Source organism: Devosia sp. (assembly GCF_028290625.1).
Taxonomy (GTDB): domain Bacteria; phylum Pseudomonadota; class Alphaproteobacteria; order Rhizobiales; family Devosiaceae; genus Devosia.
On record NZ_JAQGJM010000014.1, the window covers coordinates 45,872 to 71,359 of the forward strand.

25 protein-coding genes and 2 tRNA genes are annotated in these 25,488 nt (G+C 62.4%); 15 read left to right on the forward strand and 12 right to left on the reverse strand.

What is annotated here, in order from left to right; all coding sequences use genetic code 11:
• Positions 1 to 11: 11 nt before the first annotated feature.
• On the reverse strand, positions 12 to 485 hold the full coding sequence (locus JWR51_RS07750; protein WP_299745939.1) for a DUF2271 domain-containing protein: 474 nt from the start codon (positions 483 to 485) through the stop codon (positions 12 to 14).
• A gap of 229 nt (positions 486 to 714) precedes the next feature.
• On the opposite strand from JWR51_RS07750, the gene JWR51_RS07755 reads away from it, so the two are divergent.
• Both JWR51_RS07755 and JWR51_RS07760 read left to right on the forward strand, forming a co-directional pair.
• Positions 715 to 1,428 carry a L,D-transpeptidase gene (locus JWR51_RS07755; protein ID WP_299745942.1) on the forward strand — a complete coding sequence of 238 codons (714 nt, stop codon included), beginning with the start codon at positions 715 to 717 and terminating at the stop codon, positions 1,426 to 1,428.
• 215 nt (positions 1,429 to 1,643) lie between these two features.
• Entirely contained in the window at positions 1,644 to 1,850 is a 207-nt protein-coding gene (locus JWR51_RS07760; RefSeq protein ID WP_299745945.1) for a hypothetical protein, read from the forward strand.
• 76 nt (positions 1,851 to 1,926) lie between these two features.
• Here JWR51_RS07760 and JWR51_RS07765 read toward each other — a convergent pair whose 3' ends face one another.
• Complete coding sequence (locus tag JWR51_RS07765) at positions 1,927 to 3,393, reverse strand: pyridoxal-dependent decarboxylase (RefSeq protein ID WP_299745948.1); 1,467 nt, start codon at positions 3,391 to 3,393, stop codon at positions 1,927 to 1,929.
• The gene (locus tag JWR51_RS07770) at positions 3,393 to 4,478 is read right to left on the reverse strand and encodes a pyridoxal-phosphate dependent enzyme (RefSeq protein WP_299745951.1); all 1,086 of its coding nucleotides are present in this window, start codon (positions 4,476 to 4,478) and stop codon (positions 3,393 to 3,395) included. The genes JWR51_RS07765 and JWR51_RS07770 overlap by 1 nt, the downstream gene beginning before the upstream one ends.
• Before the next feature lie 107 nt (positions 4,479 to 4,585).
• Here JWR51_RS07770 and JWR51_RS07775 point away from each other — a divergent pair, with 107 nt between their 5' ends.
• Positions 4,586 to 6,580 carry a BTAD domain-containing putative transcriptional regulator gene (locus tag JWR51_RS07775; protein WP_299745954.1) on the forward strand — a complete coding sequence of 665 codons (1,995 nt, stop codon included), beginning with the start codon at positions 4,586 to 4,588 and terminating at the stop codon, positions 6,578 to 6,580.
• Positions 6,581 to 7,088: 508 nt separating this feature from the next.
• On the opposite strand, the gene JWR51_RS07780 is transcribed toward JWR51_RS07775, so the two are convergent.
• Positions 7,089 to 8,063 carry an NAD(P)-dependent alcohol dehydrogenase gene (locus JWR51_RS07780; protein ID WP_299745956.1) on the reverse strand — a complete coding sequence of 325 codons (975 nt, stop codon included), beginning with the start codon at positions 8,061 to 8,063 and terminating at the stop codon, positions 7,089 to 7,091.
• A 200-nt stretch (positions 8,064 to 8,263) separates the two neighbouring features.
• Between JWR51_RS07780 and JWR51_RS07785 the strand changes: the two genes are divergently transcribed.
• The gene (locus JWR51_RS07785) at positions 8,264 to 9,136 is read left to right on the forward strand and encodes a LysR family transcriptional regulator (RefSeq protein ID WP_299745959.1); all 873 of its coding nucleotides are present in this window, start codon (positions 8,264 to 8,266) and stop codon (positions 9,134 to 9,136) included.
• 52 nt (positions 9,137 to 9,188) lie between these two features.
• On the opposite strand, the gene JWR51_RS07790 is transcribed toward JWR51_RS07785, so the two are convergent.
• Positions 9,189 to 10,073 carry a LysR substrate-binding domain-containing protein gene (locus JWR51_RS07790; protein ID WP_299745962.1) on the reverse strand — a complete coding sequence of 295 codons (885 nt, stop codon included), beginning with the start codon at positions 10,071 to 10,073 and terminating at the stop codon, positions 9,189 to 9,191.
• Positions 10,074 to 10,274: 201 nt separating this feature from the next.
• On the opposite strand from JWR51_RS07790, the gene JWR51_RS07795 reads away from it, so the two are divergent.
• The 9 genes from JWR51_RS07795 (at position 10,275) to JWR51_RS07835 (ending at position 20,636) form a co-directional block, all read left to right on the forward strand.
• Positions 10,275 to 10,985, forward strand: a complete 711-nt coding sequence (locus tag JWR51_RS07795) for an isochorismatase family protein (RefSeq protein ID WP_299745964.1) — start codon at positions 10,275 to 10,277, stop codon at positions 10,983 to 10,985.
• Between the two features lie 98 nt (positions 10,986 to 11,083).
• The gene (locus JWR51_RS07800; RefSeq protein ID WP_299745966.1) at positions 11,084 to 12,622 is read left to right on the forward strand and encodes an ABC transporter substrate-binding protein; all 1,539 of its coding nucleotides are present in this window, start codon (positions 11,084 to 11,086) and stop codon (positions 12,620 to 12,622) included.
• Positions 12,623 to 12,642: 20 nt separating this feature from the next.
• Entirely contained in the window at positions 12,643 to 13,590 is a 948-nt protein-coding gene (locus tag JWR51_RS07805) for an ABC transporter permease (RefSeq protein WP_299745968.1), read from the forward strand.
• 15 nt (positions 13,591 to 13,605) lie between these two features.
• Positions 13,606 to 14,493: an ABC transporter permease gene (locus JWR51_RS07810; protein ID WP_299745970.1), complete on the forward strand. Its 888-nt coding sequence runs from the start codon at positions 13,606 to 13,608 to the stop codon at positions 14,491 to 14,493.
• Between the two features lie 24 nt (positions 14,494 to 14,517).
• Entirely contained in the window at positions 14,518 to 16,512 is a 1,995-nt protein-coding gene (locus JWR51_RS07815; RefSeq protein WP_299745972.1) for an ABC transporter ATP-binding protein, read from the forward strand.
• On the forward strand, positions 16,502 to 17,776 hold the full coding sequence (locus JWR51_RS07820) for an MFS transporter (protein WP_299745974.1): 1,275 nt from the start codon (positions 16,502 to 16,504) through the stop codon (positions 17,774 to 17,776). Before JWR51_RS07815 ends, JWR51_RS07820 begins: the two co-directional genes overlap by 11 nt.
• Positions 17,773 to 18,534, forward strand: a complete 762-nt coding sequence (locus JWR51_RS07825; protein WP_299745976.1) for an isochorismatase family protein — start codon at positions 17,773 to 17,775, stop codon at positions 18,532 to 18,534. The genes JWR51_RS07820 and JWR51_RS07825 overlap by 4 nt, the downstream gene beginning before the upstream one ends.
• A 49-nt stretch (positions 18,535 to 18,583) precedes the next feature.
• A complete protein-coding gene (locus JWR51_RS07830; RefSeq protein WP_299745978.1) occupies positions 18,584 to 19,306 on the forward strand; it encodes an isochorismatase family protein in 723 nt (240 codons plus the stop codon).
• 61 nt (positions 19,307 to 19,367) lie between these two features.
• Positions 19,368 to 20,636, forward strand: a complete 1,269-nt coding sequence (locus tag JWR51_RS07835) for an MFS transporter (RefSeq protein ID WP_299745980.1) — start codon at positions 19,368 to 19,370, stop codon at positions 20,634 to 20,636.
• Positions 20,637 to 20,895: 259 nt separating this feature from the next.
• Here the strand turns inward: JWR51_RS07835 and JWR51_RS07840 are convergent.
• Positions 20,896 to 20,969, reverse strand: a tRNA-Gly gene (locus JWR51_RS07840).
• A gap of 87 nt (positions 20,970 to 21,056) precedes the next feature.
• Positions 21,057 to 21,141 (reverse strand) — tRNA-Tyr (locus tag JWR51_RS07845).
• A 182-nt stretch (positions 21,142 to 21,323) separates the two neighbouring features.
• Between JWR51_RS07845 and rlmB the strand changes: the two genes are divergently transcribed.
• Positions 21,324 to 22,076 (forward strand): 23S rRNA (guanosine(2251)-2'-O)-methyltransferase RlmB, encoded by a 753-nt coding sequence (rlmB, locus tag JWR51_RS07850; RefSeq protein ID WP_299745982.1) that lies wholly within the window; start codon positions 21,324 to 21,326, stop codon positions 22,074 to 22,076.
• Complete coding sequence (locus tag JWR51_RS07855; protein WP_299745984.1) at positions 22,076 to 22,465, forward strand: hypothetical protein; 390 nt, start codon at positions 22,076 to 22,078, stop codon at positions 22,463 to 22,465. The genes rlmB and JWR51_RS07855 overlap by 1 nt, the downstream gene beginning before the upstream one ends.
• Here the strand turns inward: JWR51_RS07855 and JWR51_RS07860 are convergent.
• Genes JWR51_RS07860 through JWR51_RS07880 form a run of 5 tightly spaced genes read right to left on the reverse strand, consistent with a single transcriptional unit; the run spans position 22,462 to position 25,486 of the window.
• Complete coding sequence (locus tag JWR51_RS07860; protein WP_299745986.1) at positions 22,462 to 23,337, reverse strand: polysaccharide deacetylase family protein; 876 nt, start codon at positions 23,335 to 23,337, stop codon at positions 22,462 to 22,464. The genes JWR51_RS07855 and JWR51_RS07860 overlap by 4 nt on opposite strands.
• 59 nt (positions 23,338 to 23,396) lie before the next feature.
• Complete coding sequence (locus tag JWR51_RS07865) at positions 23,397 to 23,876, reverse strand: YaiI/YqxD family protein (protein ID WP_299745988.1); 480 nt, start codon at positions 23,874 to 23,876, stop codon at positions 23,397 to 23,399.
• 9 nt (positions 23,877 to 23,885) lie between these two features.
• Complete coding sequence (locus JWR51_RS07870) at positions 23,886 to 24,395, reverse strand: RES domain-containing protein (RefSeq protein WP_299745990.1); 510 nt, start codon at positions 24,393 to 24,395, stop codon at positions 23,886 to 23,888.
• Complete coding sequence (locus tag JWR51_RS07875; protein ID WP_299745992.1) at positions 24,392 to 24,886, reverse strand: antitoxin Xre/MbcA/ParS toxin-binding domain-containing protein; 495 nt, start codon at positions 24,884 to 24,886, stop codon at positions 24,392 to 24,394. The genes JWR51_RS07870 and JWR51_RS07875 overlap by 4 nt, the downstream gene beginning before the upstream one ends.
• Before the next feature lie 57 nt (positions 24,887 to 24,943).
• Entirely contained in the window at positions 24,944 to 25,486 is a 543-nt protein-coding gene (locus tag JWR51_RS07880) for an MOSC domain-containing protein (RefSeq protein WP_299745994.1), read from the reverse strand.
• Between the last annotated feature and the right edge of the window lie 2 nt (positions 25,487 to 25,488).

Consider the following 25,488-nt stretch of genomic DNA (forward strand, 5'->3'; position numbering starts at 1 on the left):
GTCCGCCCCGCTTATTCCCAGCCGGCGCGCATGACGCGAACGTAGCCGGTGCCGTCGATGCGTTCGCCGTTGTTGGTGTCCTTGAGGTCGAACAGCACGTCTTCCTCGTGCGCCGCGCCCGCCTCTACCGCCGACTCAACGCGGATGGCATAGTCGGCATTGAACCACTCGTCCTTGAGGTCGAGCTTGAGGGCGACACGGTCGCCGCCGCCGGCACTGGCGCCCGTAATGGCATCCAGTTCCTGGGGCGCGCGCGACAGATAGCGCCACCAGCGGGGGAGATAGGAATGATATTTGGGATCCTTGCCCGAGACCCATAGCGTGGTCTCGTAGCGGCCCTCGGCATTGACCAGATAGACCGCCAGATAAGCCTCATGGCCATCGTAATTGACCATCTGGATTTGCGCCGTCACTTCTTTCGCGGCGGCAGCCGGGGCAAACGAAAGCGTGGCCAAAAGCGCCATCGCGCCAAGGGTCTTGTTCATATCGATCTATCTCTGGATCGCGCGGCGGAGCCCGCGCGAATAAGTCCCCCTATAGATAATATGACTTCTACAATCAAGTTCATTTTCGACTGCCGCACGGTGGTTGATTTCGGCCCCGCTCGGCGAAAGCCAAGCTTGCCAATTGAGCCGTGTGGGGTCAGTCTCAGCCGGCAACGTTCAGTGGGTACACACGCCGGTATTCTTTGGTCAGGAATGGGGAGTTCAGGTCATGATCGTGGATAATGGGATTGCCGATGCCGGCGACGTGGGCGAGGTAGCTCGGCCCGGGCTTTGGGCGGGAGCTCTCAGCCGCCGGTCGTTTCTGCTCGGCTCTGCTGTCGGTATTAGCGCGCTGGCACTTGCCGGTTGCGCGACATCCGGCAGCGATATGAGCCTTGCCGAGGCGGAGCGGGTCTACGGACCCGTGCCTGACGAGCGATTCCCGATCCCGGCCGTCGCTGTCAATAAGATCAACCCGAAATACCTTCGCCGGACAGTGCGCTACGACAGCAAGGAAGCAGCCGGCACAATTATCGTCGATCCCCGCAACCACTACGTTTACCGCATCGAAGACGGCGGAAACGCGACACGTTATGGCGCCAGCGTTGGCCGGGCCGGGTTCCTGTGGAACGGCGACGCCTATATCGGGCGCAAAGCCGAATGGCCCGTCTGGACGCCGCCCAGGGAGATGATCCTGCGGCAACCGGAAGCCGCCAAATATGCCGGCGGCATGCCGCCGGGCCTCGACAATCCGCTCGGCGCCCGCACGCTGTATCTCTATCAGAACGGCGTTTACACGCTTTACACGCTCTACAGCACACGGGTGGCGGAAACGATTGGGAAAGGCATTTCAAGCGGTTGTATCGGCCTTCTCACGCAGGACATGATCGACCTCTATTCGCGGACGCCGGTAAACACCAAGGTGATCGTGCTGCGCGCCTAGGCGACGGCAAGCAGGGCCGTTTTCTGCTCCTCGAATTGCGAACCCAGGCAGCCCGCCCATCTCGTCACCACATCGGCGATCGGCGACGGTTCCAACGGGCCGCTATGACACGGCCGCATTGAAGCCGCTGGTCTTTGCTTTAGTCCGATGGCGGACCAAGACTTGCATTCCCCCACTCTGTGGCGCGCAAGTATCTCTCGGTAGGGAGTTTAAAAATGAGGGACGTCACAGTAGAAATCCTGAAAGTTCGAGACCATGGTCAAACTTACAAGGCCTTTTACTATGTCGAGGACGGGGTAATACATGCCGACTTGGCTGGAAAGCTCCAGGCAACAATCTGCCTGGGTGTGCCGGCGGCCGACATTGTTCGGGCCTTGCTTACAGAGCGCATCTTGCAAATGAGCGTTCAGCGGGTTCACTGAATCGCCGATACGAGGATCCGGCCGGATCAGGATTCACTAACGTCTTCGCGACCAGCTCTGTTGGACCGCATTTCGGTCAAGGCGAGGTCGAGACCTCTGACTGGAGCCGCACGACCTCTCGTACAAGAACATCGAGATCGGTGCACCGGGTCCGGTGGTTCGTGATTGCGACCCGCAGGCAATGCTGTCCCTTGATGGTCGTGTCAGACAGTACGGCGATGCCCTCCTCCTGGAGCCGCAGCATGATCTCCACGTTCAGGGTCTTGATGGCTTCCGGATCAGGATTATCGGTCCGGCAGGCAAAGCAGACAATGTTGAGCGTCGTTGGCGTCAGACGCTCCAGCGTGGGTTCGGCATCGATGAGGTCACTCAGATAGTGGGCCTGGGCAATGTTCTGGTCGATCAGCCGGCCGAACTTTTCAATGCCATGCTGCTTGATCGCCATCCAAACCTTGAGCGCGCGAAAACCGCGTGTGGTTTGCAGACCATATTCGTGCAGCCAAGCTCCGGCAGCCAGGCCCCGCGGCGAGGATTCCAGATATTCGGGCGTGACCGCGAACGTGCCGTGATGCGCCTGTGGATCGCGGACCAGGGCGCAGCCCACCTCGAACGGGGCATGCAACCACTTGTGTGGATCGAGCGCCACAGAATCGGCACGCTCTATGCCGGCCACCAGATGCCGATTGGCTGGGGCAATGGCCGCCAGCGCGCCGATGCAGCCATCGACGTGGAACCACAATTCTTCCTCGACCGCCAGCGAAGCCAGCGCGTCCAGATCATCGATGGCGCCCGAATTGACGGTGCCGGCCGTGCCGATGATGCATGCCGGACGAAAGCCGGCGACCCGGTCCTCCCAAATCGCCATGCGGAGGGCGGCAAGGTCGATGCGCATGGCATCGTCGCTGGGAATGCGGCGCAGGGCCTGGTTGCCCAACCCCAATGCCTCCAAGGCCTTGCGGTGGCAGGAATGCACCTGATCGGAAGCGTAGAAGCGCAGTTGCCGGGGCATGGCGGCAACCCCGCACTCACGAACGTCGACGTCGGCCTTGACGTTGCGCGCGACGGTCAGCCCGATGAGATTGGCCATCGAGCCACCGCTTTCCAGAGTACCGCTGGCGCTGGCCGGAAAGCCGACCATCTGCTTGCACCAGCCCACGACTTGCTGGTCCATCAGGGCCGCGGCGTGGTTGCCGCCACCAAGATTGGACCCCTGCACTGCCGCCAGGAAATCTCCCAGAGCACCGGCAATGTTGGATGACCCCATATACCAGGACCAGAAGCGCGGATGCACATTGCCCATCGGATAGGGCATCAGGTTTTCCGTCACCGAACGATAGACCACCGCAAGCGGAGAAGGCCCGCGTGGCAGCGGCTCGGCAAAGACCTCCCGAACCTCGGCTGGCATGGGCTGCCACGGCGGCCGCTCGCGTATGTCGCGCAGATAGCTCACGGCGTCGCTGACAATCTGGTGCGACAGAGCCTCTGTCGCACCCCAATCCTCGGGATCGAGAGTCTCCTCGATCCGTTCCAACAACCCGTCCATCACGCAGCGGCCAATTGGTAGCCGGGGGTCGAGCGGGACAGAGCGAGTTCCTCTTCGTCCATCTCGGTCGGGATCGCCTCGAACAATGGCGTCGTCATGTAACGCTCCCCGGTATCGGGCAGCATGCACAGGATGACGGAGCCCGGCTCGGCCCGCTCGGCCACCTGGTGGGCCACGGCAAAGCTTGCCCCGCCCGAGATGCCGGTCAGAATGCCTTCCTTCTGGGCCAACTGCCTCGCCCAATGCATGCCGTCGACGCCCGCGACTGGGATGAGCTCGTCATACCCCTTGCGATCGACCGCTTCCTGCAAAACCTGCGGGATGAAGTCGGGCGTCCAGCCCTGGATCGGGTGCGGGGTGAAGGCGGGGTGGCTTGTCGCTGGCGCGCCGCCGACGCCACGGGCCTGGGGTTCGCCGCTGCCCAGCAATTGGGCGATATCGGGTTCGACCAGAACGATCCTGGTCTCGGGGCGTTCGCGGCGAAGCACCCGGCCAATGCCCGCAACCGTACCGCCAGTGCCATAGCCGGTGACGACATAATCGAGCCTTGAGCCGGCGAAATCATTGATGATCTCGCGCGCCGTAGTAGCCTCATGGATATCGGCATTGGCGCTGGTCTCGAATTGCCGTGCCAGGAACCAGCCATTGGCCTCGGCCAATTCGACCGCCTTGTTGTACATGCCCAACCCTTTCTGGGCCCGGGGCGTCAGCACCACCTTGGCGCCAAACATGCGCATCAGCCTGCGACGCTCTATGGAAAAGCTGTCGGCCATGGTGACGACCAGCGGATAACCCTTCTGGGCGCAGACCATGGCGAGCCCGATGCCGGTGTTGCCACTGGTGGCCTCAACCACGGTCTGGCCCGGCTTGAGGGCACCGCTGCGCTCGGCCGCCTCGATAATGTTGAGGGCAAGCCGATCCTTGACCGATCCGGCGGGATTGAAGAACTCGGCCTTCACGTAGAGCGAGACGCCCGGAACGGCCAGGTTATTGACACGGATCGCGGGAGTATCACCCACCGTTTCGAGAATGCTGTCGAATAACCGTCCACGTCCCTTGGTGGTTCGAATCTTTGTATCTTGCATGTTGCTTTCTCCCTTTCGGCAGCCGGATGAGGCCGGATGCGCCTTTGCTGAATCAATGCTAGGATGAACTATAGCCGACTATCGTGGGAGCAGGCGTGGAAACGCGCATGGAAACCGCCGCATCGGATCGCCTGGAAACAACCACGAGCATTGCCATAACCATGCTCGGGCCCCTGACCCTATTGCGCGGCGGCGTCGCCGCCGACCTGCCCGCTTCACGCAAGACCCGCGCGCTGCTCGCCTATCTGGCGTTGTCGCCTCGCCCGGTTAGCCGCAGTCATCTCTGCGAACTGTTGTGGGAGGTGCCCAATGATCCGCGCGGAGAATTGCGCTGGTGCCTGAGCAAGCTGCGTGGGCTGCTCGACGAGCCAGGGCATGTGCGCGTGCGGACGGCGGAGGATCGAGTCTGGCTGGATATGGCGGGGTGCAGCCTTGATGTGGCCGCGCTTGGAGCACTATCCGAAACAACAGCGCAACGTCCCGCTCAGGAGGTGATCGAGCTATGGGCCGGCGAGTTTCTCGACGGCCTGGCGCTCGATCGCAGCCCCGGCTTCCAGGCCTGGCTGACCGGCCAAAGGCGGCATTGGCGCCGGGCCCATATCAGCCTGCTGGAACGGGCCATCGCGGAACCCAGCCGGCCCGCATCCCACCGGCTGGCCCTGATCGAGCGCTGGGTGGCGCTCTCGCCATTCGACGAGCGTGCGCATGTCCTGCTGCTTGCGCACCTCCGGCAGTCCGGTACGCCCGACGCGGCCGAGGCCCATTTGCGCACGACGGTGAATGTACTTGAAGCAGAGGGGCTTGATACCAGCCGGCTGCGGACCGCCTGGCGGGACATGCAAGGCACGGTTGTTGCCTCGATAGCCGATGCAGACCCGTCCCCCAAAGAGACCCTAACGATCGAACAGATCGGCCGGCGCCACCGTGCCTCGCTCGCCATCATGCCTTTCGTCCAACGTACCCACCACGGCCCGCCCGGAGGCGGGCTGGCGGATGGTTTGACCCAGGACATCATCACCCGGCTGGCGCGGCTGCGCAGCCTGTTCGTGATCGCACGAGGATCGGTTTACGCCCTGGCGGAAAGCGGGCTGGGACCGATCGAAGCCGCTCAAAAGCTCAACGTGGACTATGTCACCAGTGGCGCGATCGAGGTTCGGTCCGACAGCTTGAGCCTGACGATCGAGCTGATCGAGGTTCGCTCTGGACGGATTGTGTGGAGCGAACGCTTCGAGCGGGTCGCTCGCGACGCGCTGGCGGTGCTGGACGAGGTCGGCAACCAAATCGTCGCCTCGATAGCCAGCGAAATCGAAACCGTGGAGCGCAATCTGGCAATCCTCAAGCCGCCCAGCTCACTCAACGCCTGGGAGGCCTATCACCGCGGTCTTTGGCATATGTATCGCTTCACCAAGACCGAGAACGAGACCGCACGGCATTTCTTCCAGCAGTCGGTCGGGCTCGACCCCACCTTTGCGCGCGCCTATGCCGGCCTTTCGTTCACGCATTGGCAGAGCGGCTTCCAGCACTGGGGCGACCGGGCCGAGGACCGCGACCAGGCCTATGCCGCTGCCGGCGAGGCGATGATTGCCGATGATCATGATCCCGCGGCGCATTGGGCCATGGGGCGGGCCCTCTGGATGCGCGGCCAGGAGGATCAGTCGCTGGTCGAGCTGGAACAGGCAATCGATCTCAGCCCCAATTTTGCCCTGGGCCATTACGCCTTGTCATTCGTACTGTCGCAATCGGGCGATCCGCAGGCCGCGATTTCGGCAGCGGATCACTCCCGCCAGCTCAGCCCGTTCGATCCGCTGCTCTTCGGCATGCTCGGCGCCCGCGCCATGGCTCATGTCCGCCTGGGTCAGTTCGAAGAAGCGGCACAATGGGCGCTCAAAGCTGCTGCCCGGCCGAACGCCCACCCCACCATCATGGCCATTGCGGCGCATTGCCTGGCCCTTGCCGGCCGACTCCCAGAGGCGCGGGTTATCATGGCGGGGATACACGCGACCTTGCCCAGCTACAGCATCGCCGATTTCCTCGACACGTTCCGGTTCTCCGCTGATGCTGAAGCCGAGTTCCGCCGCGCCGCCAGATTGATATCTGGATAGGCGTGGGCCATCAAAGCGCTGCCAGGGAAGCGGACATTGCTTACCGCCAGGCCCCTTACGACCTAATCTGGTGCCTAAGGATATGCATGCTTACCGTCGAACTGTCGGATGTCCAATTTGGTGAGATCGACACCCTCGATGCATCGCGCGTTCACGGATATGGGTGGCGGGAACATCGTAGAGGTGCGCAGCAGCGCTGTGCCGCAATTAGCGCAGAAGTGTTGTCCTCCAGTGATCGCACGCCACCAGTATGTGCTTACGCCCTGCTCTCAGTGAGAAATCGTATGCGATCCGGGTCGACGTACCAGTGCAAGAAACCGGATCGAACGCACATCGAGCAATTGCACTCAACCACCTCGCCCAGGTCAGCATCGACCTCGAACCTCACTCTTCCGCAGTGACAGGAAACGGAAACAGGCATCGCGTCGGCCTCTGTTAGCAAAGCAGCGTCAAAAGTAGCCCGTAGTTGGCAACTTCCGCAACGCGCCTCGGCGTATGAGCCGCATGTTCAATCAACGGTGAGAATGACATTGCCGCGTTTCCGGCCGGTATCGACGTAAGCGTGCGCCTCGGCCGCATGCTCCAGCGGATAGCTTCGATCGATAACCGGCCGATAGGCGCCCGTCGTGGCCATCTCGGCGAGATCGTGCAAATCCGCCGCGCTGATCTTGACGACGCCCGCAATAACCGACTTTCCACTTGCCTTGGAGGGACGGCCTATCCCCGCGACCTGCGCGAACGACCCGAGGATGACGAGCAGACGTCCACCCGGCGCCAGCACGGGCTCGCACCGCGAAAAAGGCGCGGTTCCCGTGGTATCCACGATGACGTCCCAGCTTTCACCCGACATGGCGAAATCCTCCAACGTGTAATCGATCGCCCTGCTGGCGCCGATCGAACGGACCAGTTCGAGATTGGCGGTGCTGGTGACGCCGGTGACTTCGGCGCCGAGGTGTTTTGCGATCTGGACGGCGGCAGTCCCGACGCCGCCCGACGCGCCAACAACGAGGACCTTATCGCCAGCCTTGATGCCGATCTTGTCTCGGAGCGAACCAAGCACGGTGGTGCCGCCGAACGAAAGCGCCGCCGCTTCCTCGAATGACAGATTGGCGGGCTTGAGCGCAACAAGACCATCCTCCGGCATTGTCCGGTATTCAGCGTGCGATCCAAAAGCTGCGCCCGGGAAGGCGAAGACTTCGTCGCCGGCCGCGAAACGCGTCACGGCACTTCCCACCGTCTCGACAACCCCTGCCAGTTCGGTGCCCAGGATCGGCTGCCGCGGGCCGAAAATTCCGAACACCAGCCGGCCCAGCAGACCAAAACCCTTGGGCATCTCAAGACTGCGCGCCCGCCAATCGCCTGATGTGACGCTCGTGGCGCGGATGCGAATGAGGATTTCGGTGTCGCGCGGCACCGGCTTGGCCACTTCGGCGAGGTGCACGACGTCTGGCGGGCCGTAGCTATTGTAGACCATGGCTTTCATTTTTTGTCCTGACTTCCGGGCCAAAGCCCAAGCGTTCCCTGCCGCGAGATTTCGCGTGGGGTGGATACAATCGAGATGTTTCAGTGTTGAATTTGGCTGCACGCTGCAGCACATGACGGACCTTCTACGCCTGTCCGAGCCATAGATAAATTGACGAGATGCGTCCTTCTGATATGCATTTGTGCATGGATTGGCGATCAGTGAAATTCGACTGGAACCGGGCGCGGGCCTTCCTTGTCACCGCGGAGGAAGGCTCGCTATCGGCGGCGGCGCGGGCGCTCGGCATGGCCCAACCAACTCTGGGCCGTCAGGTCGATGCGTTGGAGGAAGAACTCGGCGTCATCCTGTTCGAACGGGTCGGGCGTGGCTTTGCCCTGACTCCCAGCGGCCTCGACTTGCTCGATCACGTCCGTGCCATGGGCGTTGCGGCCAGCCAGGTCTCCCTGGTTGCCGCCGGCCACTCCCAGTCGATCGAGGGTACAATCTGCATCGCGGCGAGCGAGACCCATGCGGCGATGCTGCTGCCGCCGGTCATCGCCAAGCTGCGGACCATGCATCCGGGCATTCATATCGAGATCGTCGCCTCGTCCAGCGCCAGCAATCTGCGGCGACGGGAGGCCGATATCGCGCTGCGCAACTTCGCCCCGACGGAGCCGGATCTTATCGCCAGGAAAATCCGTGACGTCCCGGCGCGCCTCTACGCCACGCCCGCCTATCTCGAAAGCATCGGCAATCCCAAGCTGCCTTACGACCTGCGGCATGCCGATTTTATCAGCATCGATGGCACCGGGATGTTCCTCAAGGGGCTCAACGCCATGGGGCTCGGCCTGACCGAGCGCAATTTCCCCATCCTCACCGAAAACTATCTGGTGATGTGGGAATATGTGAAACGCGGCATCGCCATCGGCATCCAGGATGGCAATATCGGCGACGCTGAGCCGTTGGTGCGACGGGTCCTACCGGACCTTGAGCCCTTGCTTTTTCCGATCTGGCTGGTCTCGCATCGCGAATTGAACACCAGCCGTCGCGTGCGACTGGTGTTCGACCTTTTGGCCAAGGAATTGGCTTCATAGGCTTTTGCCTGCCCACACCGCCGGTGTTCGCTGCCATCCATCACCTGGAAACCTAAAGCTGCCGGTTTGATGGCGCCTGCTCAGCCATCCAATCGCGGAATTTCCGCAATGCCGGGCGCGTATAGCGGCTGCGGGAATAAGCGATCTGGAAATGGTGCCCCGACATGGCGGTGATCGGCGAGATTTGCCGCAACCGGTCTTGCGCCAGGTTGTCGGCGATGAATTCGAGTTCGGCCATGACAATGCCCAGCCCATGCTCGGCAGCGCTATAGGACATGCTGGAGCTTTCGAACGACCAGCCTTGGTCGCGCGGTACATAGGGCAGGTCTGCCGCGAGGCACCAGGTCTGCCAGTCATCATGCCGGCGCAGGGTATGGATGATCGGATACTCGGACAGTTTGGCCACATCGACCGACCCGAAAGCCGGCGAAACCACTGGGCACAAGGTGGTGGTGAACAGTGGCTCGACGATGAAATCGGACAGTTCGCCCTGCCGGTTGGTGCCCAGAACGATGGCATCGCCGCTGCTCATCGACGGTATATCGCCAGGGTTGAGGAACATGCAGGTCACCGAAATCTCGGGGTGACGGCGCGCCAGGTCGGGCAACCGGGGCGCAAGCCACTGCGAGCCGAACGATCGCGACAACCGCAGCACGAGGGAACTGCGCCCCGTCATGGCCTGTAGCGCCGTATGCCCTTCCTCCAGCGCTGCGAGGGGGCCCCCAATTAGTCGTAGATAAACCCGGCCGAAGTCAGTGAGCGAAATCTGGCGTCCGACCCGTTGGAATAGCGGGGTCCCCACCTCCTGCTCGAGCTGGCGAATCTGCTGGCTAATGGCGGATTGCGTGACATTCAGCCCTTCCGCGGCACGCGAAAAGCTACCGAGACGGGCGGCCTCGGAGAAGGAGCGCAGCAGATGCAGGGGCGGTACACGCATGCCTGCATTAGTAGCGCTAATGCAAACGCGTGAAAATACTCGTTTGACACTTATGTGCCGAAATTCTTAGCATCGCCAACAGTTGATGCAAAAATAGGCAACCACACTTTTCACACAGCTTCATTTTGCGTCAATGGGTGCGCTCTGCACACGCAACGTACCTACGCCAGAACCAGAAACCGCAACACGGAGGTTTGACGAATGGAATACGGATGGGAACCCTATCTGTCTGAGCGCGACAAAAAGCACAGTCAATTGTGGGGCAAGAAGGAGCTCAACGGCTTTGGCGACAAGCCAGCGCTCCTGCTGATCGACATCTACTACTCGGTCTTGGGCCTTGATCGCGAAGACATTTTTGAATCCATGAAGACCTGGTCCAGCTCGACCGGCCTCGAAGGCTGGGCCGCGGTGGACAAGACCGCCGAACTGCTGGCCGTGGCGCGCGCCTCTGGCGTGCCGGTCATCCACGTCAAGGGCCTGCATAGCGGCGTCAACTCCTGGGGTCGCCGCAAGCGCAGCGCGCCGAAAATGCCGCAGGAAATGATCGAGAGGGGCTGGCAGATCGTCGACGAGGTCAAGCCACTTCCCGGCGAGCTGGTGATCGAAAAGGCCGCCCCCTCCGCCTTCCAGGGCACGCCCCTTGCCTTCCAGCTGCAGAGTCTAGGCATCGATACGCTGATCGTGTGCGGCGAAACCACCTCAGGCTGCGTGCGCGCATCGGTGGTTGATGGCGCCACAGCACGGTTCCGCATGGGCGTGGTCAAGGAATGCGTCTTCGACCGCACCGAGGCCTCGCACTACATCAACCTCTACGACATGCACCATAAATATGCCGACGTGGTCGATCTCGACATGGCCAAGAACTACCTGGCCAGCATGGCGGTCAGCGAGCCGATGCTGAAAGCCGGCTAACCTGTCGATTGCGCGCCTGCGCGATCTTTGCGCAGGCGGTTCCTTCCGTTCATCGTCGCGGCCTCCTCCCCCCGATAGCCGCGCTCAGGGAGCTACCCATGAAATTTTCGCGCAGATCCTGGCTCTCCGCCGCATTTCTCGCCGGCGCCGCGCTGCTTGGCACAAGTCTTGTCGCCTCACCCGCCTGGGCTCAGGACAAAACCCTGATCGTCCGCTTCTACGATGATCCGGCAGGCTTTGATCCGGCCACCATCTTCCGCATCGAGAACGAAAATATCGCCTTCAACATCTTCAGTGGCCTGACCAGTTATGACAGCGCCACCGGCAAAATCATTCCCGACCTGGCCGAGTCCTGGGAGACCCCTGACAATATCACCTGGACCTTCCACCTGCGCCATGGCGTGCAGTGGCAGAAGGACTATGGCGAATTCACCGCCGCCGACGTGCTCTACAGCTTCAACCGCGTCCTCGATCCGAAAACCGCTTCGCCCTACATCTCGGAGCTGACCGGGATCGAGAGCATGGAAGCCCCAGATCCGTACACGGTCGTCATCAAGCTCAAGGCGGCCAATGGCGGGTTCCTGCATACCGTAGCGAACTACCACCAGGGCCAGATCGTCAAGAAAGAGGCGATCGAGGCGGCTGGCGATCAGGTGCGCTGGCAGCCGGTCGGCACCGGCCCCTACTATCTCGAAAGCATCGACGTGAACTCGCAGATCGTGCTGAAGCGGCACGAGGGCTATTACAAGGGCCCCGCTCCCATTGCGACGCTGGACTTCAACATCATCAAGGATGATGCGACCGCCGCCATCGCCCTGCGCAATGGCGAGATCGATCTGCTGATGCGCCAGAGCAAGGAAGAACAGTTGCAGACCCTCAAGGACGAGGGTTTCAAGATGAACCACGTCGACAATTATGCGGTGTCGCTCAAGGTGCTGAACCTGGAGGACCCGATCCTAAAAGACGTGAAGGTGCGGCAGGCGATCGCCTATGCCATCGACTATCCCTCGATTACCGCAGCCATCTCCCCGACACTGCAGACCCCGGCCTATTCGCTGCTGCTGCCCTGGATGGACGTCTATTCCGAGGCCGCACCGAAATACCAATACGACCCCGAAAAGGCCAAGGCACTGCTGGCCGAGGCCGGCTATCCCGATGGCTTCACGCTCAAGGTGCTGGGCACTTCGGCCCAAGGGGTCACTGAGCAGCAGCAATTCGAGATCGACTATCTCAGCCAGGTCGGCATCAACATGGAGCTCGAGCTGGTCGATACGCCGACCTACAACCAGCGCCGCAATGCGGGTGACTTCATGATGTCCGGCCGGCTGCTGCCGGCAGTCAATCCGGACATGATCCTGTTCAGCTACCTGCACCCGGACAATACCGCGCCCAAGGGCTTGAACGGCGCCCGCTACAACAATCCTGAACTGACCAGCACGCTGGAATCGGCGCGGGCCGAGGCTGATCCGGCAAAGCGGCTGGAGCTCTACGCCAAGGTTCAGGACACCGCCATGACTGACCTCGCCTACATCCCCGCCACGGCCAGCAACGTCTATTGGCCCAGCAAGCAGAACGTGACCGGCGTCGTCATCAACTACCTGGCGCAGGTCAATTTCTGGGGCGTCGACGTCGAGTAATCGAAAAAGGATCCCCGGCCATGTTGACCTATAGCTTCAAACGCCTCGCCCAGCTTTTCGTCACAATTCTGGGCGTCGTCACCCTGGTGTTCTTCACCATGCGGATGATCCCCGGGGATCCTATCTCGGCCATGGCCGGGGACAACCTGTCGGGCGCCGCGCTCGACCAGATGCGCGAACAGATGGGGCTGACCGAGCCCCTTCTCCTCCAATATCTCAAATATCTCGGCAGCATTGCCATGCTCGACTTTGGCAACACCGTCACCACCAAGCTTCCCATCGTGCAGCTCATCCTTGGTGCTTTGCCGGTGACGGTGACCATCGCTGTCGGCACGATCCTGCTCACCGTTCTCATCTCTATACCGCTGGGCACGCTGGCTGCCTACATGGCTCACAAGGGCAACCGCGCGCTGGACAACATCATCACCGGCGCCGCCATGGTGCTGGACCTGATGCCGTCGTTCTGGACCTCGCTGGTCTGCCTGCTGGTATTCTCGCTGGTGCTCGGCTGGTTTCCCGCCAGCGGCATGGTTTCGCTCGACGATCCGGGCCAACTGCTCCGCCGTGTCACCCTGCCGATCGTGGTGCTGTCGATGGCGCAGATCGCCACCATGGCGCGCATCACTCGCACCTCGGTGCTGGAAGTGCTGAACGAAGACTATGTGCGCACCGCCCGTTCCATGGGCTGGTCCGAACTGCGGGTGCTGTTCCGTCACGCGCTCAAGAACGCCGCCCTGCCGATCGTGACCGTGGTGGGCCTGAGCTTCGGCAACCTGCTGAACGGCACCGTCATCGTCGAGTTCATCTTCACCCTGCCCGGCATCGGCAACCTCCTGGTGGGCGGCATCAACAGCCGTGACTACCAGATGGTGCAAACGCTGATCCTGTTTTACGCGATGATTTTCGTGGTCATCAACTTCGCCACCGACCTCATCTACCGCGTGTTCGACCCCCGCGTGCAGTTCTGATCCGGAGCCATGGACATGACCCAAGAAGCCATAGTTTTACCCTCGCGCCGCCCGTTCGACCTAGCCTGGCTGCATCAGAACGGCATCGTCCGCGCCCTTGGCAACCGCCGGATACAACTGGCGCTGGCGATCCTCGGTCCGATCCTGTTCCTGACCGTGTTCCGCCCACTTCTGCCCATCCAGGGGCCGTTGCAAACCAACCTGCGCGAGATGATGCAGCCGCCCTCGTTCCAGCATCTGTTCGGCACCGACAAGATGGGGCGTGACCTGGTCAGCCGGACCCTCGCCGGCGTGCAGATCTCGGTGTTCGTGGGTTTTGCCGTGGCGGCGCTGGCGCTGGTGCTCGGCCTGGTCATGGGCACGCTGGCAGGCTTTTTCGGTGGCATCATCGACCGTGTGATGATGACCATCACCGACATTTTCCTCGCCTTCCCCTCGCTCCTCCTGGCGATCGGACTGGTGTCGGTGCTGGGCACCGGAATGGTGCCGGTGGTGCTGGCGATTTCGCTGTCGGACGTGCCGCGCTTCATCCGCCTGCAGCGTTCGCTGGTCCTGAGCCTGCGCACTAGGGCCTATATCGACGCCGCGCGCACCGTCAAAGCCTCCCAGCTCTGGCTGATGACCCGGCACATCATCCCCAACACGGTGGCGCCTTTACTAGTTGCTGCCTCCATCGCCGCGGCCAATGCCATTCTGGTCGAAGCGGGCCTGAGCTTCCTGGGACTGGGCATCATGCCGCCGGCGCCCTCGCTGGGTAACCTGATCCGCGACGGACAATCCTATCTCGAACAGGCCTGGTGGATTTCCACGCTCCCCGGCGCGGTGATCCTGCTGATCGCCATCAGCTTGCATTTCCTGTCGGACGGCATCCGCCAGGTTCTTGACCCGCGTTCCCACAAGTGACCGCCCTCATTTTCGGAGCTAGCCATGAACGCCCTTAGCCCCCTTGAACGCAAACTCGCCAGTGCGGCCCAAACCAGCCTGCTGGACGTTCGCGACCTGCACACGCATTTCCTGACCGATACCGGCACCGTCAAGGCGGTCAACGGGGTCTCGTTCCAAATCGGCCGCGGCGAGCGGGTCGCCATCGTCGGGGAATCCGGCTCCGGCAAGAGCGCCATGGCCATGTCGCTGCTGCGCCTGCTGGCCTATCCGGGCAAGGTGGTCTCGGGCCAGATCAACCTCGATGGCCGCGACCTCAACCAGATGAGCGAACGGCAGCTCAACCAGATCCGCGGCGGCGAAGTCGGCACCATCTTCCAGGACCCGATGTCCTCGCTCGATCCGGTGATGAAGATTTCCAACCAGATGGTGCCCCCGATCATGCGCCATTTGCGCATTTCCCGGGAGAAGGCGCTTGCCGAGGCCATCAGTTGGCTCGACCGCGTTGGCATTCCCGACGCCGCCCGCCGCATCGACGGCTATCCGTTCGAAATGAGCGGCGGCATGCGGCAGCGCGTGATGATCGCGATGGCGCTGTCGTGCAAGCCGCAACTGGTCATCGCCGACGAGCCGACGACAGCGCTGGACGTGACCATTCAGGCCCAGATCGTCGAGCTATTGCGCGAGCTGACCGAGGAAACCGGCACGGCAATGATCTTCATCACCCACGACCTCGGCCTCGTGGCGCGCTTCGCCCACAAGGTGGGGGTGATGTATGCCGGCAAGCTAGTGGAATTCGGCCCGGTCAAGGACATCTTTGCCCATCCGAGCCACCCCTATACGCAAAGCCTGCTGGATACGATCCCGCCGGTCGACCAGCCTGAACGCCGGCGCCTCGCCCAAATTCCGGGCTTTCCGCCCGATATGAAAGTGCCGGTGGTCGGTTGCGCCTTCAAGGAGCGCTGTGCGGCGGCCCACAAGCAGTGCTTCGAAACGGCCCCCAAGCTGTCGTCCCGCGGCCCCGGCCACACTGCGGCCTGCTGGCGGCCCGAAGGGCTGGGAACGGCGCGGCATCTCAATGCCGAACTGGTGCCATCCATGGTGTCCAATACCGAAGACCCGGTCGTGGTGGAAATCTTCAACCTGCACAAGCATTTCGTCGGGCGCAGCGTGCTGCCCTGGCGCGTGCCGCCAACCGTGCGGGCCGTCAACGGCATTTCGCTGAGCATCCGCAAGGGCGAAACCCTGGGCGTAGTGGGGGAATCCGGCTGCGGCAAAAGCACCGTAGCGCGGCTGCTGCTGGGCCTCGACCCCGCCACCTCGGGCGATATCTATGTCGAGGGCATGGCGCAGATGGTGTTCCAGGATCCGGCATCCTCGTTCAACCCGAAGATGAAACTCAGCGACATCATCGGCGAACCCCTGGTCGTGACCGGCTGGGGCACCCGTGCCGAACGCGGCGATCGCATCCGCGAATTGCTGACGCAGGTGGGGCTGGACGAGGGCTATATGCAGCGCTATCCCAGCCAGCTTTCCGGCGGGCAGCGCCAGCGCGTGGCCATTGCCCGGGCCCTGGCGCTGAAGCCTTCGGTCGTGGTGGCGGACGAGCCGACTTCGGCGCTGGACGTCTCCGTGCGGGCCCAGATCATCAACCTGATGGTCGACCTCAAGCATCAGCTCCGGGTCAGCTTTGTCTTCATCTCGCACGACCTGCTCACCGTCAGCTACATCTCGGACCGCATCGCGGTGATGTATCTGGGCGAAGTGGTGGAATACGGCCTGACCGACGAGGTGTTCCGCAATCCCACCCATCCCTATACCCAGGCGCTGATCGCGGCCGTCCCCATTCCCGATCCGGTCGCCGAAGAGGCCCGGACCAAAAAGCCGCTCTCGGGTGAATTGCCCAGCCCTCTCAACCTGCCGCTTGGCTGCGCTTTCGCATCGCGCTGCCCCAAAGCCACCGACTATTGCCGCGCCGAAAAACCGGCCCTGCGGGCCCTTTCACCCACTCGAGACACGGCGTGCCATTATGCCAACTAACACATTCCGCCGCTTCGGCATTGCGGGCGGCGGGCTCTTCTTCACCATCACCGGCATGGCGAACCCGTTTTTCACGCTCTACGCCTCCGAACTGGGCGCGTCGACGCTGGAAATCGGCCTGATCGTCACCTTGCGGGCGCTGCTGCCGATCGTCATCGCCATGCCGTCGGGCCAACTCATCGACAGCATCGGCCCGATGAAGATGCTGCAATGGGGCTCGCTCATGCTGCTGGTGTCGCTGGTCAATACGGTGTTTGCCACGAGCGTCTTGCCGCTGACCATATCGCAGCTCTTCATGGGCGGCTGCATTATCATCATGGCCTCGGCCCTGCAGGTGCTGGTCTCCACCGGCGATCGCGAGACGCGCAACAAGGCCATCACCACCTATTCCATGTGGATGTCGGGCGGCGGCATGCTCGGACCGCTGATCGGCGGGCTGATTTCCTCGCGCTTCGCCGTGCCGCTCGAAGGCTACCGGTTCACCTTCATCGCCGCTTCCGTCAGCACGGCGCTGTTCATGCTGGTGCTGGCCTGGCTCAGCCGCCGCTATCCCCATCCGGTGCCGGCGAAGGGCGAGATCGGAGGCATCCTGTCGCCGAAGGGATTTACCGCCAGCTACAAGCGGGGGATCGAACTCACCGCGGATCGCTCGGTCCAGTTCGGGCTGATCGGCACCTTCATCATCATGTATATCCAGGCGCTCTATATGGGCTTCCTGCCGCTCTATTTGAATCAATTCGGCTATGCGCCCCTGCAGATCGCCCTCCTGCTGTCCTGGCAGGGATTGGCCGGAATGGTCAGTCGCGTCGTCGTCGACGGCCTGATCCGGCGCTTCACGCTGGAACACATCCTGACCGGTGCCGGATTGATCGCCTCGTTCTGCGTGGTGCTGACGCCGCTGGCCGCCCCCAATATCGTGCTGATGTACCTGCTGATCTTCGTGCTCGGCGCCGCCACGGGCATCAACCTGCCGGTCAGCCTGATGATCATGGTCGATGCCGTAGGCGAAAACCAGCGTGGCAAGCTGATGGGACTGCGGCTGCTGGCCAACCGCTTCTCGCAGACGGTGAGCCCGGCGGTGTTCGGCATCCTTGGGCATTTCATCGGCCTGACCGCAGCCTTTTTCGCCGGCGGCGCGGTGCTGGTCGTCACCATGTTCGGTTTTTCCGCCTACGCCGCCCACCGGGTGCGCACCACCGCCGCGGAGGCCGTCAATCCGCAGCCCGAACAACAACCCCAAGCCAAAAAGGATGACCTGACATGAGCGAACGCATCTGGGACAAATACCTGACCGAGCGCGACAAGGCGGTGTTCGCCGCCACCGGCTTCGGCGCCCTGGCCGATTGGGGCAAGCGCCCGGCCCTGCTGATCATCGACGTCAACTATGCCTTTTGCGATGAAGAACCCAAGCCGATCCTCGAGAGCATCAAGACCTGGCGCACCTCCTGCGGTGAGGATGCCTGGGAGGCGATGCCGGTGCTGCAAAAGCTGATCGGCGTGTCCCGCGACAAGGGCATTCCGGTGATCTACACCACCGGCAGCCGCCGCGCCGACAACTGGGATGCCGGATCGTGGCGCTTCAAGGCAGCCGGCCGCCCGCCGGTCCCCGTGCTGGATGCCAGCGCCCGCGACGGTAACGATATCGTCGATGCCATAGCCCCCGGCCCGCGCGACATCGTCGTGCGCAAGCTCAAGCCCTCCGGCTTTGCCGGCACGCCGCTGCAGTCCTACCTGCAGCTTCTGGGCTGCGACAGCCTGATCGTCACCGGCACCACCACGTCGGGCTGCGTGCGCGCCACGGTGCTGGACGCCTTCGCGGAAAACTTCCGCATCACCGTGGTCGAGGACGGCTGCTTCGACCGCACCCAGGCGAGCCACGCCATTAACCTGTGCGATATGCACGCCAAATACGCCAATGTCCGCCCCAGCACCGAGGTGGTTGACTACCTCAATACGCTGAGCCAGGGCATGTTCGACCTGCCCTCGGGCCAGGGCATGGCCACCCGCATCGCCGCCGAATGATCATCCGCCCCGCCCCATGCGGGCGGGGCTTTTCCCACTGGAGAAAGCCATGAACGCCGACCGTTTCGAGGACCATGCCTGGGCCGATGTCGTGCCCGAGGATCTGCTGCGCATATATGCCCCCTATCGGCGCGACACCTTTGTCGGCCCGCGCCCGGCACTGGTGCTGATCGACCTTTACAATGTCGCCTATCGTGGCGGGCCGGTGCAGCCGGAAACGCTTCTGGGTCAATATCCCAGCTCCTGCGGCATCTACGCTCACAACGCGATCGAGCCCACCAAGCAACTGATCGCGGCATCGCGCGCCGCCGGTATCCCGATTTTCTACTGCACCTCGGACAACCGCCCCTTCGCTGCTCCCCAGGGTGGCGGCGCCACGAGGCGCAAAAAAGCCTCGACCGCCCAGCGCTTTGCCGATGATTACGAAATCTGGGCGGACTTCGCACCACAGGATGGCGATGTCGTCATCCGCAAGCAGCGCGCCAGCATTTTTCAGGGCACACCGCTGACTTCGCACCTGAACCTGCTGGGGGTACAAAGCCTGATCGTCTGCGGCGAAAGCACCAGCGGCTGTGTGCGGGCAAGTTGCGTCGACGGCTATTCCAGCGGGCTGCATGTCAGCCTGGTCGAGGAGTGCAGCTTCGACCGGCATGAGCTGGTCCACAAGATGAACCTGTTCGACCTGCACCATAAATATGCCGATGTGATGCATGTCGGCGAAGTCATTGCCCATCTGGATGGCATGATTGAAAATAGGGTGGCGGCCGAATAGGCCGCGCCCATCCCGCATCAGCGGCTGTCGACATCCTTTCACCGCGAAAACAATAATCCCCATGACCATTTCCGATACGATCGCGGCCGCTCCCGCCGAGCAACCGCTCGACCCTAAACCCAAGCTCGGCACGTTCGCGGCTCTCCGCTATCGGAACTACCGGCTGTTCTGGTATGGCAACGCGATTTCCTTCACCGGCGACTGGCTGGACCAGGTGGCGTTGAACTGGCTGGTGATCTCCACCACCAATGACCCGCTGATGCTGGGCCTGGTCAATCTGGGGCGCGGGCTGCCGATCATGCTATTCGCCATGTTCGGCGGCGTGGTCGCCGACCGGATCGACCGGCGCACCATGCTGATCTGCACGCAGGCCTTGGCGATGCTGGTTGCGATCGGGCTGGCCTGCGTCGTGGCGTTCTTTGACTCCTCGATCTGGCTGATCGTCGCGCTGGCGACCTGCCGGGGAACGATCGTGTCCTTCAACCTGCCGGCGCGGCATTCGCTGGTCTACCATCTGGTGCCGCGCGAGGCCGTGGCCAGCGCCGTATCGCTGAATTCGATCACCCTCAACATGGCCAAGATCATCGGGCCGCTCTCTTCAGCCGCGATCATCTCGGCCTTCGGCATTACCGCCTGTTTCATCGCCAATGCACTGAGCTTCACCGTAGTCATGGTCATGCTGCTGCTGCTCAAGATGCCGCCGCAAAAGGTTGAGCGTAAGGAAGAATCCTTTCTCGACAGCCTGGTCGGCGGCTTTGTCTATATGGGCCGCGAGCCGATCATGCTGATGTTGGTTCTGGTCGCGCTGGTGCCAACCTTCTTCTGCCAGCCCTATATCCAGTTTTTGACGGTGTTCGCAGCGCAGGTGTTTCACACCGGCCCCAGCGGGCTGGGCATCATGACGGCGCTGGCGGCGGCCGGATCGATCTGCGGCGGCCTCCTGGCCAGCCGCATCCAGCGCGATGCGCGACGCGGCTCCACCATGCTGAAATTCATGGGCGCATTCGCCGTTTCGCTCATTCTGTTCGCGGCGGCGCCTAACATCTACTGGGCGATCCCGGTGCTGTTCACCGCCGGCGCCATGCATATCGCCTATAACTCGTCCAACAACACCATCCTGCAACTCACCGTCGATGACGCCTATCGCGGCCGGGTCATGTCATCGCTGTTCATGACCCGCGGCCTGATGCCGATGGGTACAGCCGCCATGGCGCTATTGGCGGCAGGCTTAGGCCCACGGCTGGCGATGGCATCGATGGCGCTGGTGGTCGTTGTCTTCGCAGTCGTCCTCTGGCTGCAGATGCCCAAGCTACGCAACCTGCGAGTATGATCATCCCGCCGGCTGAGGGGAATGACCGCGGCGCTGGAAACCGCCCACTCCTCTGGGACTCACCGGCTGGCCAATCTCCGAAGCCGAAGGGACAACCGTTCTCAATGCGGCCCGAAAAATGGCCCGCCATTCGATGTTGAAACGACGCTCGTCCATGTTTGGACCGACGCGGCCTGCAGAACGGAGAGTCGACCAAGCTAGGTCAAAACTGAGGCCGTGAAACGAGAATGAACGGCCCAATGGGCTCAAAGAGTAGAGCTGGAGCGGGTAGCGGGAATCGAACCCGCATATTCAGCTTGGAAGGCTGCTGCTCTACCACTGAGCTATACCCGCCCGATGGCCCGAGCCACGAGACTATTGCCCGATGCTAGTTTCAATGCCGGGCCAAGGCAATGCCAGGCGGCATCTGAAACAGCGAAATGGTGGAGGGGACTGGATTCGAACCAGTGTACGCTAAGCGAGCAGATTTACAGTCTGCCGGATTTAACCACTCTCCCACCCCTCCACTGACTACGTCGCACGAGCGGGATAACGAAGCGCCTGGGCGCGTCGTCGGGCGGTTTATGGTGATCTGTGACAGGAGTGTCAACTGCTGTTGCAACTTGCCCGCAAGAAATCCAGCATGCTTGTTCATATAGGCACCCGGAGCGGCTTGCTGGCCCCGCCCAAAGGCGCTACCCCTGCCCTATGAGCTTCAACAAATTTCCCGCCAAGCCACGCTACGATCCCGATGACGGTCCGGTCTATCTTTACGGCCTGCACACCGTGCGCGCCGCATTGGATAATCCCAACCGCACCAAGAAAGTGCTGCTGGTCACGCCTAACGCCTTGAACAGGCTCAAGGAAACCGGCGAGATCGGCAAGGTTTCCGTCAAGGAGACCACGCCCAAGGAACTCGACCGCCTGCTCGGCGACGACGCCGTGCACCAGGGCGCGGCCCTTGAGGTCGACCCCGTCAGCCGGTTCGGACTCAATGATATCAATCCCTTACGCCTGGTTGTGGTGCTCGACCAGATCACCGACCCGCACAATGTCGGCGCGATTCTGCGCACCGCCTGCGCTTTCGGCGCCGATGCGGTGATCACCACGGCACGCCACTCACCGCGAGAGACCGGCGTGATGGCCAAATCCGCCTCCGGCGCTCTGGATCTGGTGCCGATGATCGAGGTAAAAAACCTCGGGGACGCCATCGAAACTCTCAAGAAGCGCGGCATGTTAGTGCTGGGCTTTGATTCGGAAAGCGAACACCAGCTCAAGCCCCGCAGCGGCGACGTGCCGCTGGCGATCGTCATGGGCGCCGAGGGCAAGGGCCTGCGCCAGCGCACCCGCGAACTCTGCGACGAGATGGTCAAGCTCGATATGCCCGGCCCGATCAAATCGCTCAATGTCTCCAACGCCGCCGCCATCGCCTTGTTCGCGGCCACTGCCGGACGTTCCTGATGTCGCTCTTCGAACCCTTCGCCATCGCCCTGCGCCTGTCGGGCGTCCGAGTGGGACAACTGGAGCTTGATGGGGCGCTCAAGCGCCTGACCAGCCGCTTCGAGCCCGAGGATGACGCGGATAGCTCCTACGCCCAGATCGACGTGGACGTGGACAATCCGGTCCGCGCGGTGCTGGAACTGGCGGAGCATTGCGGGCCGGCCGTTGCGGCCATGCTTGCAGATCGTCGAATCGGCAAAGCCGTGCTCGATATTGCCTTCGACTTCCCCGAAGAGGGCGAGGCGATGTCGACCCGCCTGCCCGCCCACATGGTCGCCGCCGTCGCCGGCCACGACATCGATATCGAAGTCTCGGTCTATCTTACCGACGTCGAAGAGTCCGAGGACTAGAAGCGCAGCGGCCCCGTCACCGGCGCTTCGGCGGTGATGACATCGCGGCCGAACACGCCTGGATCGCGCGGCACCAGCCGGACCACCGAATAACCATGCTCACCCAGTTGCGCGAGGAACTCCGGCAGCAGCGCGACAGTGCGCGCATGGATATCGTGGAACAGGATGATGCCGCTGCCACGCGCCTCCAGCCGCTGCAGTGTGCGAGCGATGATCTGGTCGGGGTTCTCGGAATAGTAGTCCTTGCTGTCGATATTGACGTCCAGCACCACCATGTCGTTCTGCGCCATATTGGTACGAAGGAATCCGGTCTGTGCCAGGTAGGGAAAGCGGAAGAACGGCGATAGCGTCGCGCCGCTGCCGGCCAGCGCCCGCGAAATCGCCCTCTCGCCCCTGAGCACGTCGTCCAGCGCCGCCTGGCCGGTCAGCTTGGACAGGTCGGCATGGTCATAGCTGTGGCTGCCGATCGTATGGCCATGCGCCGCCACCGCCCGCACCAGTTCGGGATGCGCATCGGCGGCGCGGCCCAACATCAGGAAGCTGGCCCTGACGTTGTAGCGATCGAGAATGTCGAGAATTGCATCGGTCCGCCCGGCGCGCGGACCGTCATCGAAGGTCAGGATGACTTCGCCGGGGTGCAGGACGATATCGGCGGTGGATGCGACGGTCAGCGTGCGCCCACTCAACGGGCCACGCGAAAACAATCGGTCGGGCATGGCCTGCGGATAGCTTGCCGGGACCAACTGGGGAACACTGCCGGTTATTTCTGGGGCCGAGGCCGCAAATTCCAGGCGCGAACTCGGTGGCTTGGCACATCCCCCAAGCAGCACACTCGCCAGGGCGGCGACAATGACAAAACGCGAAAGCAACACGACCTGAACTCTGCACCATCACCACAGAGCCAGTTTTTGCGATTATGGTTAATTTTGCGTCAGCGGCCGGACGTTTCCGGGCCGGCGGCGAGCTTTGCTTTCACCACCAGTGTATCGAGAGCGCTGAGAAAGGCCGAACGATCGGCCGGCCGAAAGCTGGCATTGTAGCCCTTGCTTTCGCCGGTTTCGCGCAGGTGCTGGTTGAGTTCGCGCATGGCCAGCGCCATGCCGATCGAGGCCTGGGTGAAGGGCTTGCCGGTAAAGCCGAGCACGTGCGCGCCGCCGGCGAGCGCCCGCCCAGCCAGAGGAATGTCGGCGGTCAGGACGATGTCATTGGCCTGCGCCTGCTCGACAATCCAGTCATCGGCAGCGTCGGCGCCCTGCGGCACCACGACGACGCGCACCATCGGATCGCGCGACGGCCTTATGCCACCATTGCTGACAAAGATGAGCACCAGCCCGTGCCGCTCGACCACGCGCAGCGCCTCGTCCTTGACGGGACAGGCATCGGCATCGACGTAAATTTGAGGATTGGGCATGGGTCTCGATCAGGCCAGGGGCGGATTAAGTCTGGTATCGAGGGCAAAGCCCTCTTGCGAACGCAAGGTGTACCGGCCATCGGCCGTGGAAGCCACGAACAATAGGTTCCAGCTATTGGGCGAAACGACGCTGGGAACGGCCACGAATTTGTGGGTTCGCAACAGAGCATCGCCGAACGATTGTTGCCCGGCGCTCGGCATGCCGGTGCGCAGCCAATTGGAATTGGGTAGGCTTTCGGCATCAACGACGTGCACGTCAGCGGGATCGATAATCCGTAGCGAGGTCAAGCTATGGGCTATCGTGTCCATGCGCTTGAAGCCACGATGCACCGCCACTTCCAGAATGGTCGTTGACGCGTCGAGCGCGCAGTACACCGCCCGTACGCCGACGCTGCTCCAGCGCCCGCCGTACCTGTAAGCGCCCTCCCCGCTGTCCCAGGTAGCTGCGAATTGTTGGGCGTCGAGGCGCCACGCGACCAGCTCGGTTCCACCCAGAAGGGCGGGCAGCGGTGCGCTCACACATAGACCCCATATTCGATTTGACCGAGATAGACCTCGACGAGTTCGGTGCCTGCTGCTGTGGCCAACAGGTCGATGGGTTTACGGCCATCCAAGCCGATTGCCGGCTCGCTGAGCCATTCCTCGGCGTGTCGCTGACCACCAAAGACCCCGCTGGCCTTGGCCAGAATTTCGGCGAACTTCCAGGTCCGGTTGCTTTGTTCGGTGTTCAACGCTTGGCTCGGATCCGCCTTGCGGCGCTGCACGGTGCGCACGCTCATGCCAATGGCCTTTTCAAAGGCGGCCGCATCGAGAAATTTGAGGCTGCGTTCCAGATGGGTCAATGCCTCGCCGGGCAGGCCGGCCAACAGCATTTCATGGGCGTCCAAGGGACCGCTCAAGGTATGCTTGAGCACCCGGCGCCCGCCCAGCAGCGCAGCGACGTGACTGACATCGCCCGCCTCGAAGGGAGTCTGCGCCTCATCAAAACCAGCTATCGCAATTTGGGTCATCGTCGCCTCCGTCACGTGTCGTAAAATATATGACACGTGACGGAAGGGAATGCAACCTCAGACCCGTTCCAGCGGGAGATACGGGAGTGCGGGAAATTCAACGGCAATGACATCGCCTTCGTGCACGACGCCGCCGGCCAGGACGATGCTCATGATACCGGCCTTGCGCACGATCTCGCCCGTGTCGTCCTTGCCAATCACATTGGCCAGCAGGCCCGGTTGGAACGCCTCGATCTGGCTGCAGGGGTTGCGGAGGCCCGTGACTTGAACCACCGCCTCCGCGCCCAATCGCAATACGGTGCCGCGCGGCAGGGCGAGCAAGTCGATACCAGCCGTGGCGATATTCTCGCCAAGATCTCCCGGCACCACCGCAAACCCCTTCCCGGTCAGCTCATCAAACAGTTCGGCGTGAATCAGGTGCACCTGCCGCAGGTTGGGCTGGCTTGGGTCCACCGCGACACGCGAGCGATGCTGGACCGTGACGCCGGCATGCGCATCGCCTTCAATGCCGAGGCCCTGCAGCAGCCGAACCGATTGAACGCGGTCTTTGCTGAAGTTATGCCGCGCGGACAGGCTGACTGAAACGACGCGCCCGCTCATGA

What these genes read in the sequence shown, in the direction of transcription:
- JWR51_RS07750 (WP_299745939.1), bottom strand. Translation starts at nt 485, where the DNA reads ATGAACAAGACCCTTGGCGCGATGGCGCTTTTGGCCACGCTTTCGTTT.
- JWR51_RS07755 (WP_299745942.1), top strand. Translation starts at nt 715, where the DNA reads ATGATCGTGGATAATGGGATTGCCGATGCCGGCGACGTGGGCGAGGTA.
- JWR51_RS07760 (WP_299745945.1), top strand. Translation starts at nt 1,644, where the DNA reads ATGAGGGACGTCACAGTAGAAATCCTGAAAGTTCGAGACCATGGTCAA.
- JWR51_RS07765 (WP_299745948.1), bottom strand. Translation starts at nt 3,393, where the DNA reads ATGGACGGGTTGTTGGAACGGATCGAGGAGACTCTCGATCCCGAGGAT.
- JWR51_RS07770 (WP_299745951.1), bottom strand. Translation starts at nt 4,478, where the DNA reads ATGCAAGATACAAAGATTCGAACCACCAAGGGACGTGGACGGTTATTC.
- JWR51_RS07775 (WP_299745954.1), top strand. Translation starts at nt 4,586, where the DNA reads ATGGAAACCGCCGCATCGGATCGCCTGGAAACAACCACGAGCATTGCC.
- JWR51_RS07780 (WP_299745956.1), bottom strand. Translation starts at nt 8,063, where the DNA reads ATGAAAGCCATGGTCTACAATAGCTACGGCCCGCCAGACGTCGTGCAC.
- JWR51_RS07790 (WP_299745962.1), bottom strand. Translation starts at nt 10,073, where the DNA reads ATGCGTGTACCGCCCCTGCATCTGCTGCGCTCCTTCTCCGAGGCCGCC.
- JWR51_RS07795 (WP_299745964.1), top strand. Translation starts at nt 10,275, where the DNA reads ATGGAATACGGATGGGAACCCTATCTGTCTGAGCGCGACAAAAAGCAC.
- JWR51_RS07800 (WP_299745966.1), top strand. Translation starts at nt 11,084, where the DNA reads ATGAAATTTTCGCGCAGATCCTGGCTCTCCGCCGCATTTCTCGCCGGC.
- JWR51_RS07805 (WP_299745968.1), top strand. Translation starts at nt 12,643, where the DNA reads ATGTTGACCTATAGCTTCAAACGCCTCGCCCAGCTTTTCGTCACAATT.
- JWR51_RS07810 (WP_299745970.1), top strand. Translation starts at nt 13,606, where the DNA reads ATGACCCAAGAAGCCATAGTTTTACCCTCGCGCCGCCCGTTCGACCTA.
- JWR51_RS07815 (WP_299745972.1), top strand. Translation starts at nt 14,518, where the DNA reads ATGAACGCCCTTAGCCCCCTTGAACGCAAACTCGCCAGTGCGGCCCAA.
- JWR51_RS07820 (WP_299745974.1), top strand. Translation starts at nt 16,502, where the DNA reads ATGCCAACTAACACATTCCGCCGCTTCGGCATTGCGGGCGGCGGGCTC.
- JWR51_RS07825 (WP_299745976.1), top strand. Translation starts at nt 17,773, where the DNA reads ATGAGCGAACGCATCTGGGACAAATACCTGACCGAGCGCGACAAGGCG.
- JWR51_RS07830 (WP_299745978.1), top strand. Translation starts at nt 18,584, where the DNA reads ATGAACGCCGACCGTTTCGAGGACCATGCCTGGGCCGATGTCGTGCCC.
- JWR51_RS07835 (WP_299745980.1), top strand. Translation starts at nt 19,368, where the DNA reads ATGACCATTTCCGATACGATCGCGGCCGCTCCCGCCGAGCAACCGCTC.
- rlmB (WP_299745982.1), top strand. Translation starts at nt 21,324, where the DNA reads ATGAGCTTCAACAAATTTCCCGCCAAGCCACGCTACGATCCCGATGAC.
- JWR51_RS07855 (WP_299745984.1), top strand. Translation starts at nt 22,076, where the DNA reads ATGTCGCTCTTCGAACCCTTCGCCATCGCCCTGCGCCTGTCGGGCGTC.
- JWR51_RS07865 (WP_299745988.1), bottom strand. Translation starts at nt 23,876, where the DNA reads ATGCCCAATCCTCAAATTTACGTCGATGCCGATGCCTGTCCCGTCAAG.
- JWR51_RS07875 (WP_299745992.1), bottom strand. Translation starts at nt 24,886, where the DNA reads ATGACCCAAATTGCGATAGCTGGTTTTGATGAGGCGCAGACTCCCTTC.
- JWR51_RS07880 (WP_299745994.1), bottom strand. Translation starts at nt 25,486, where the DNA reads ATGAGCGGGCGCGTCGTTTCAGTCAGCCTGTCCGCGCGGCATAACTTC.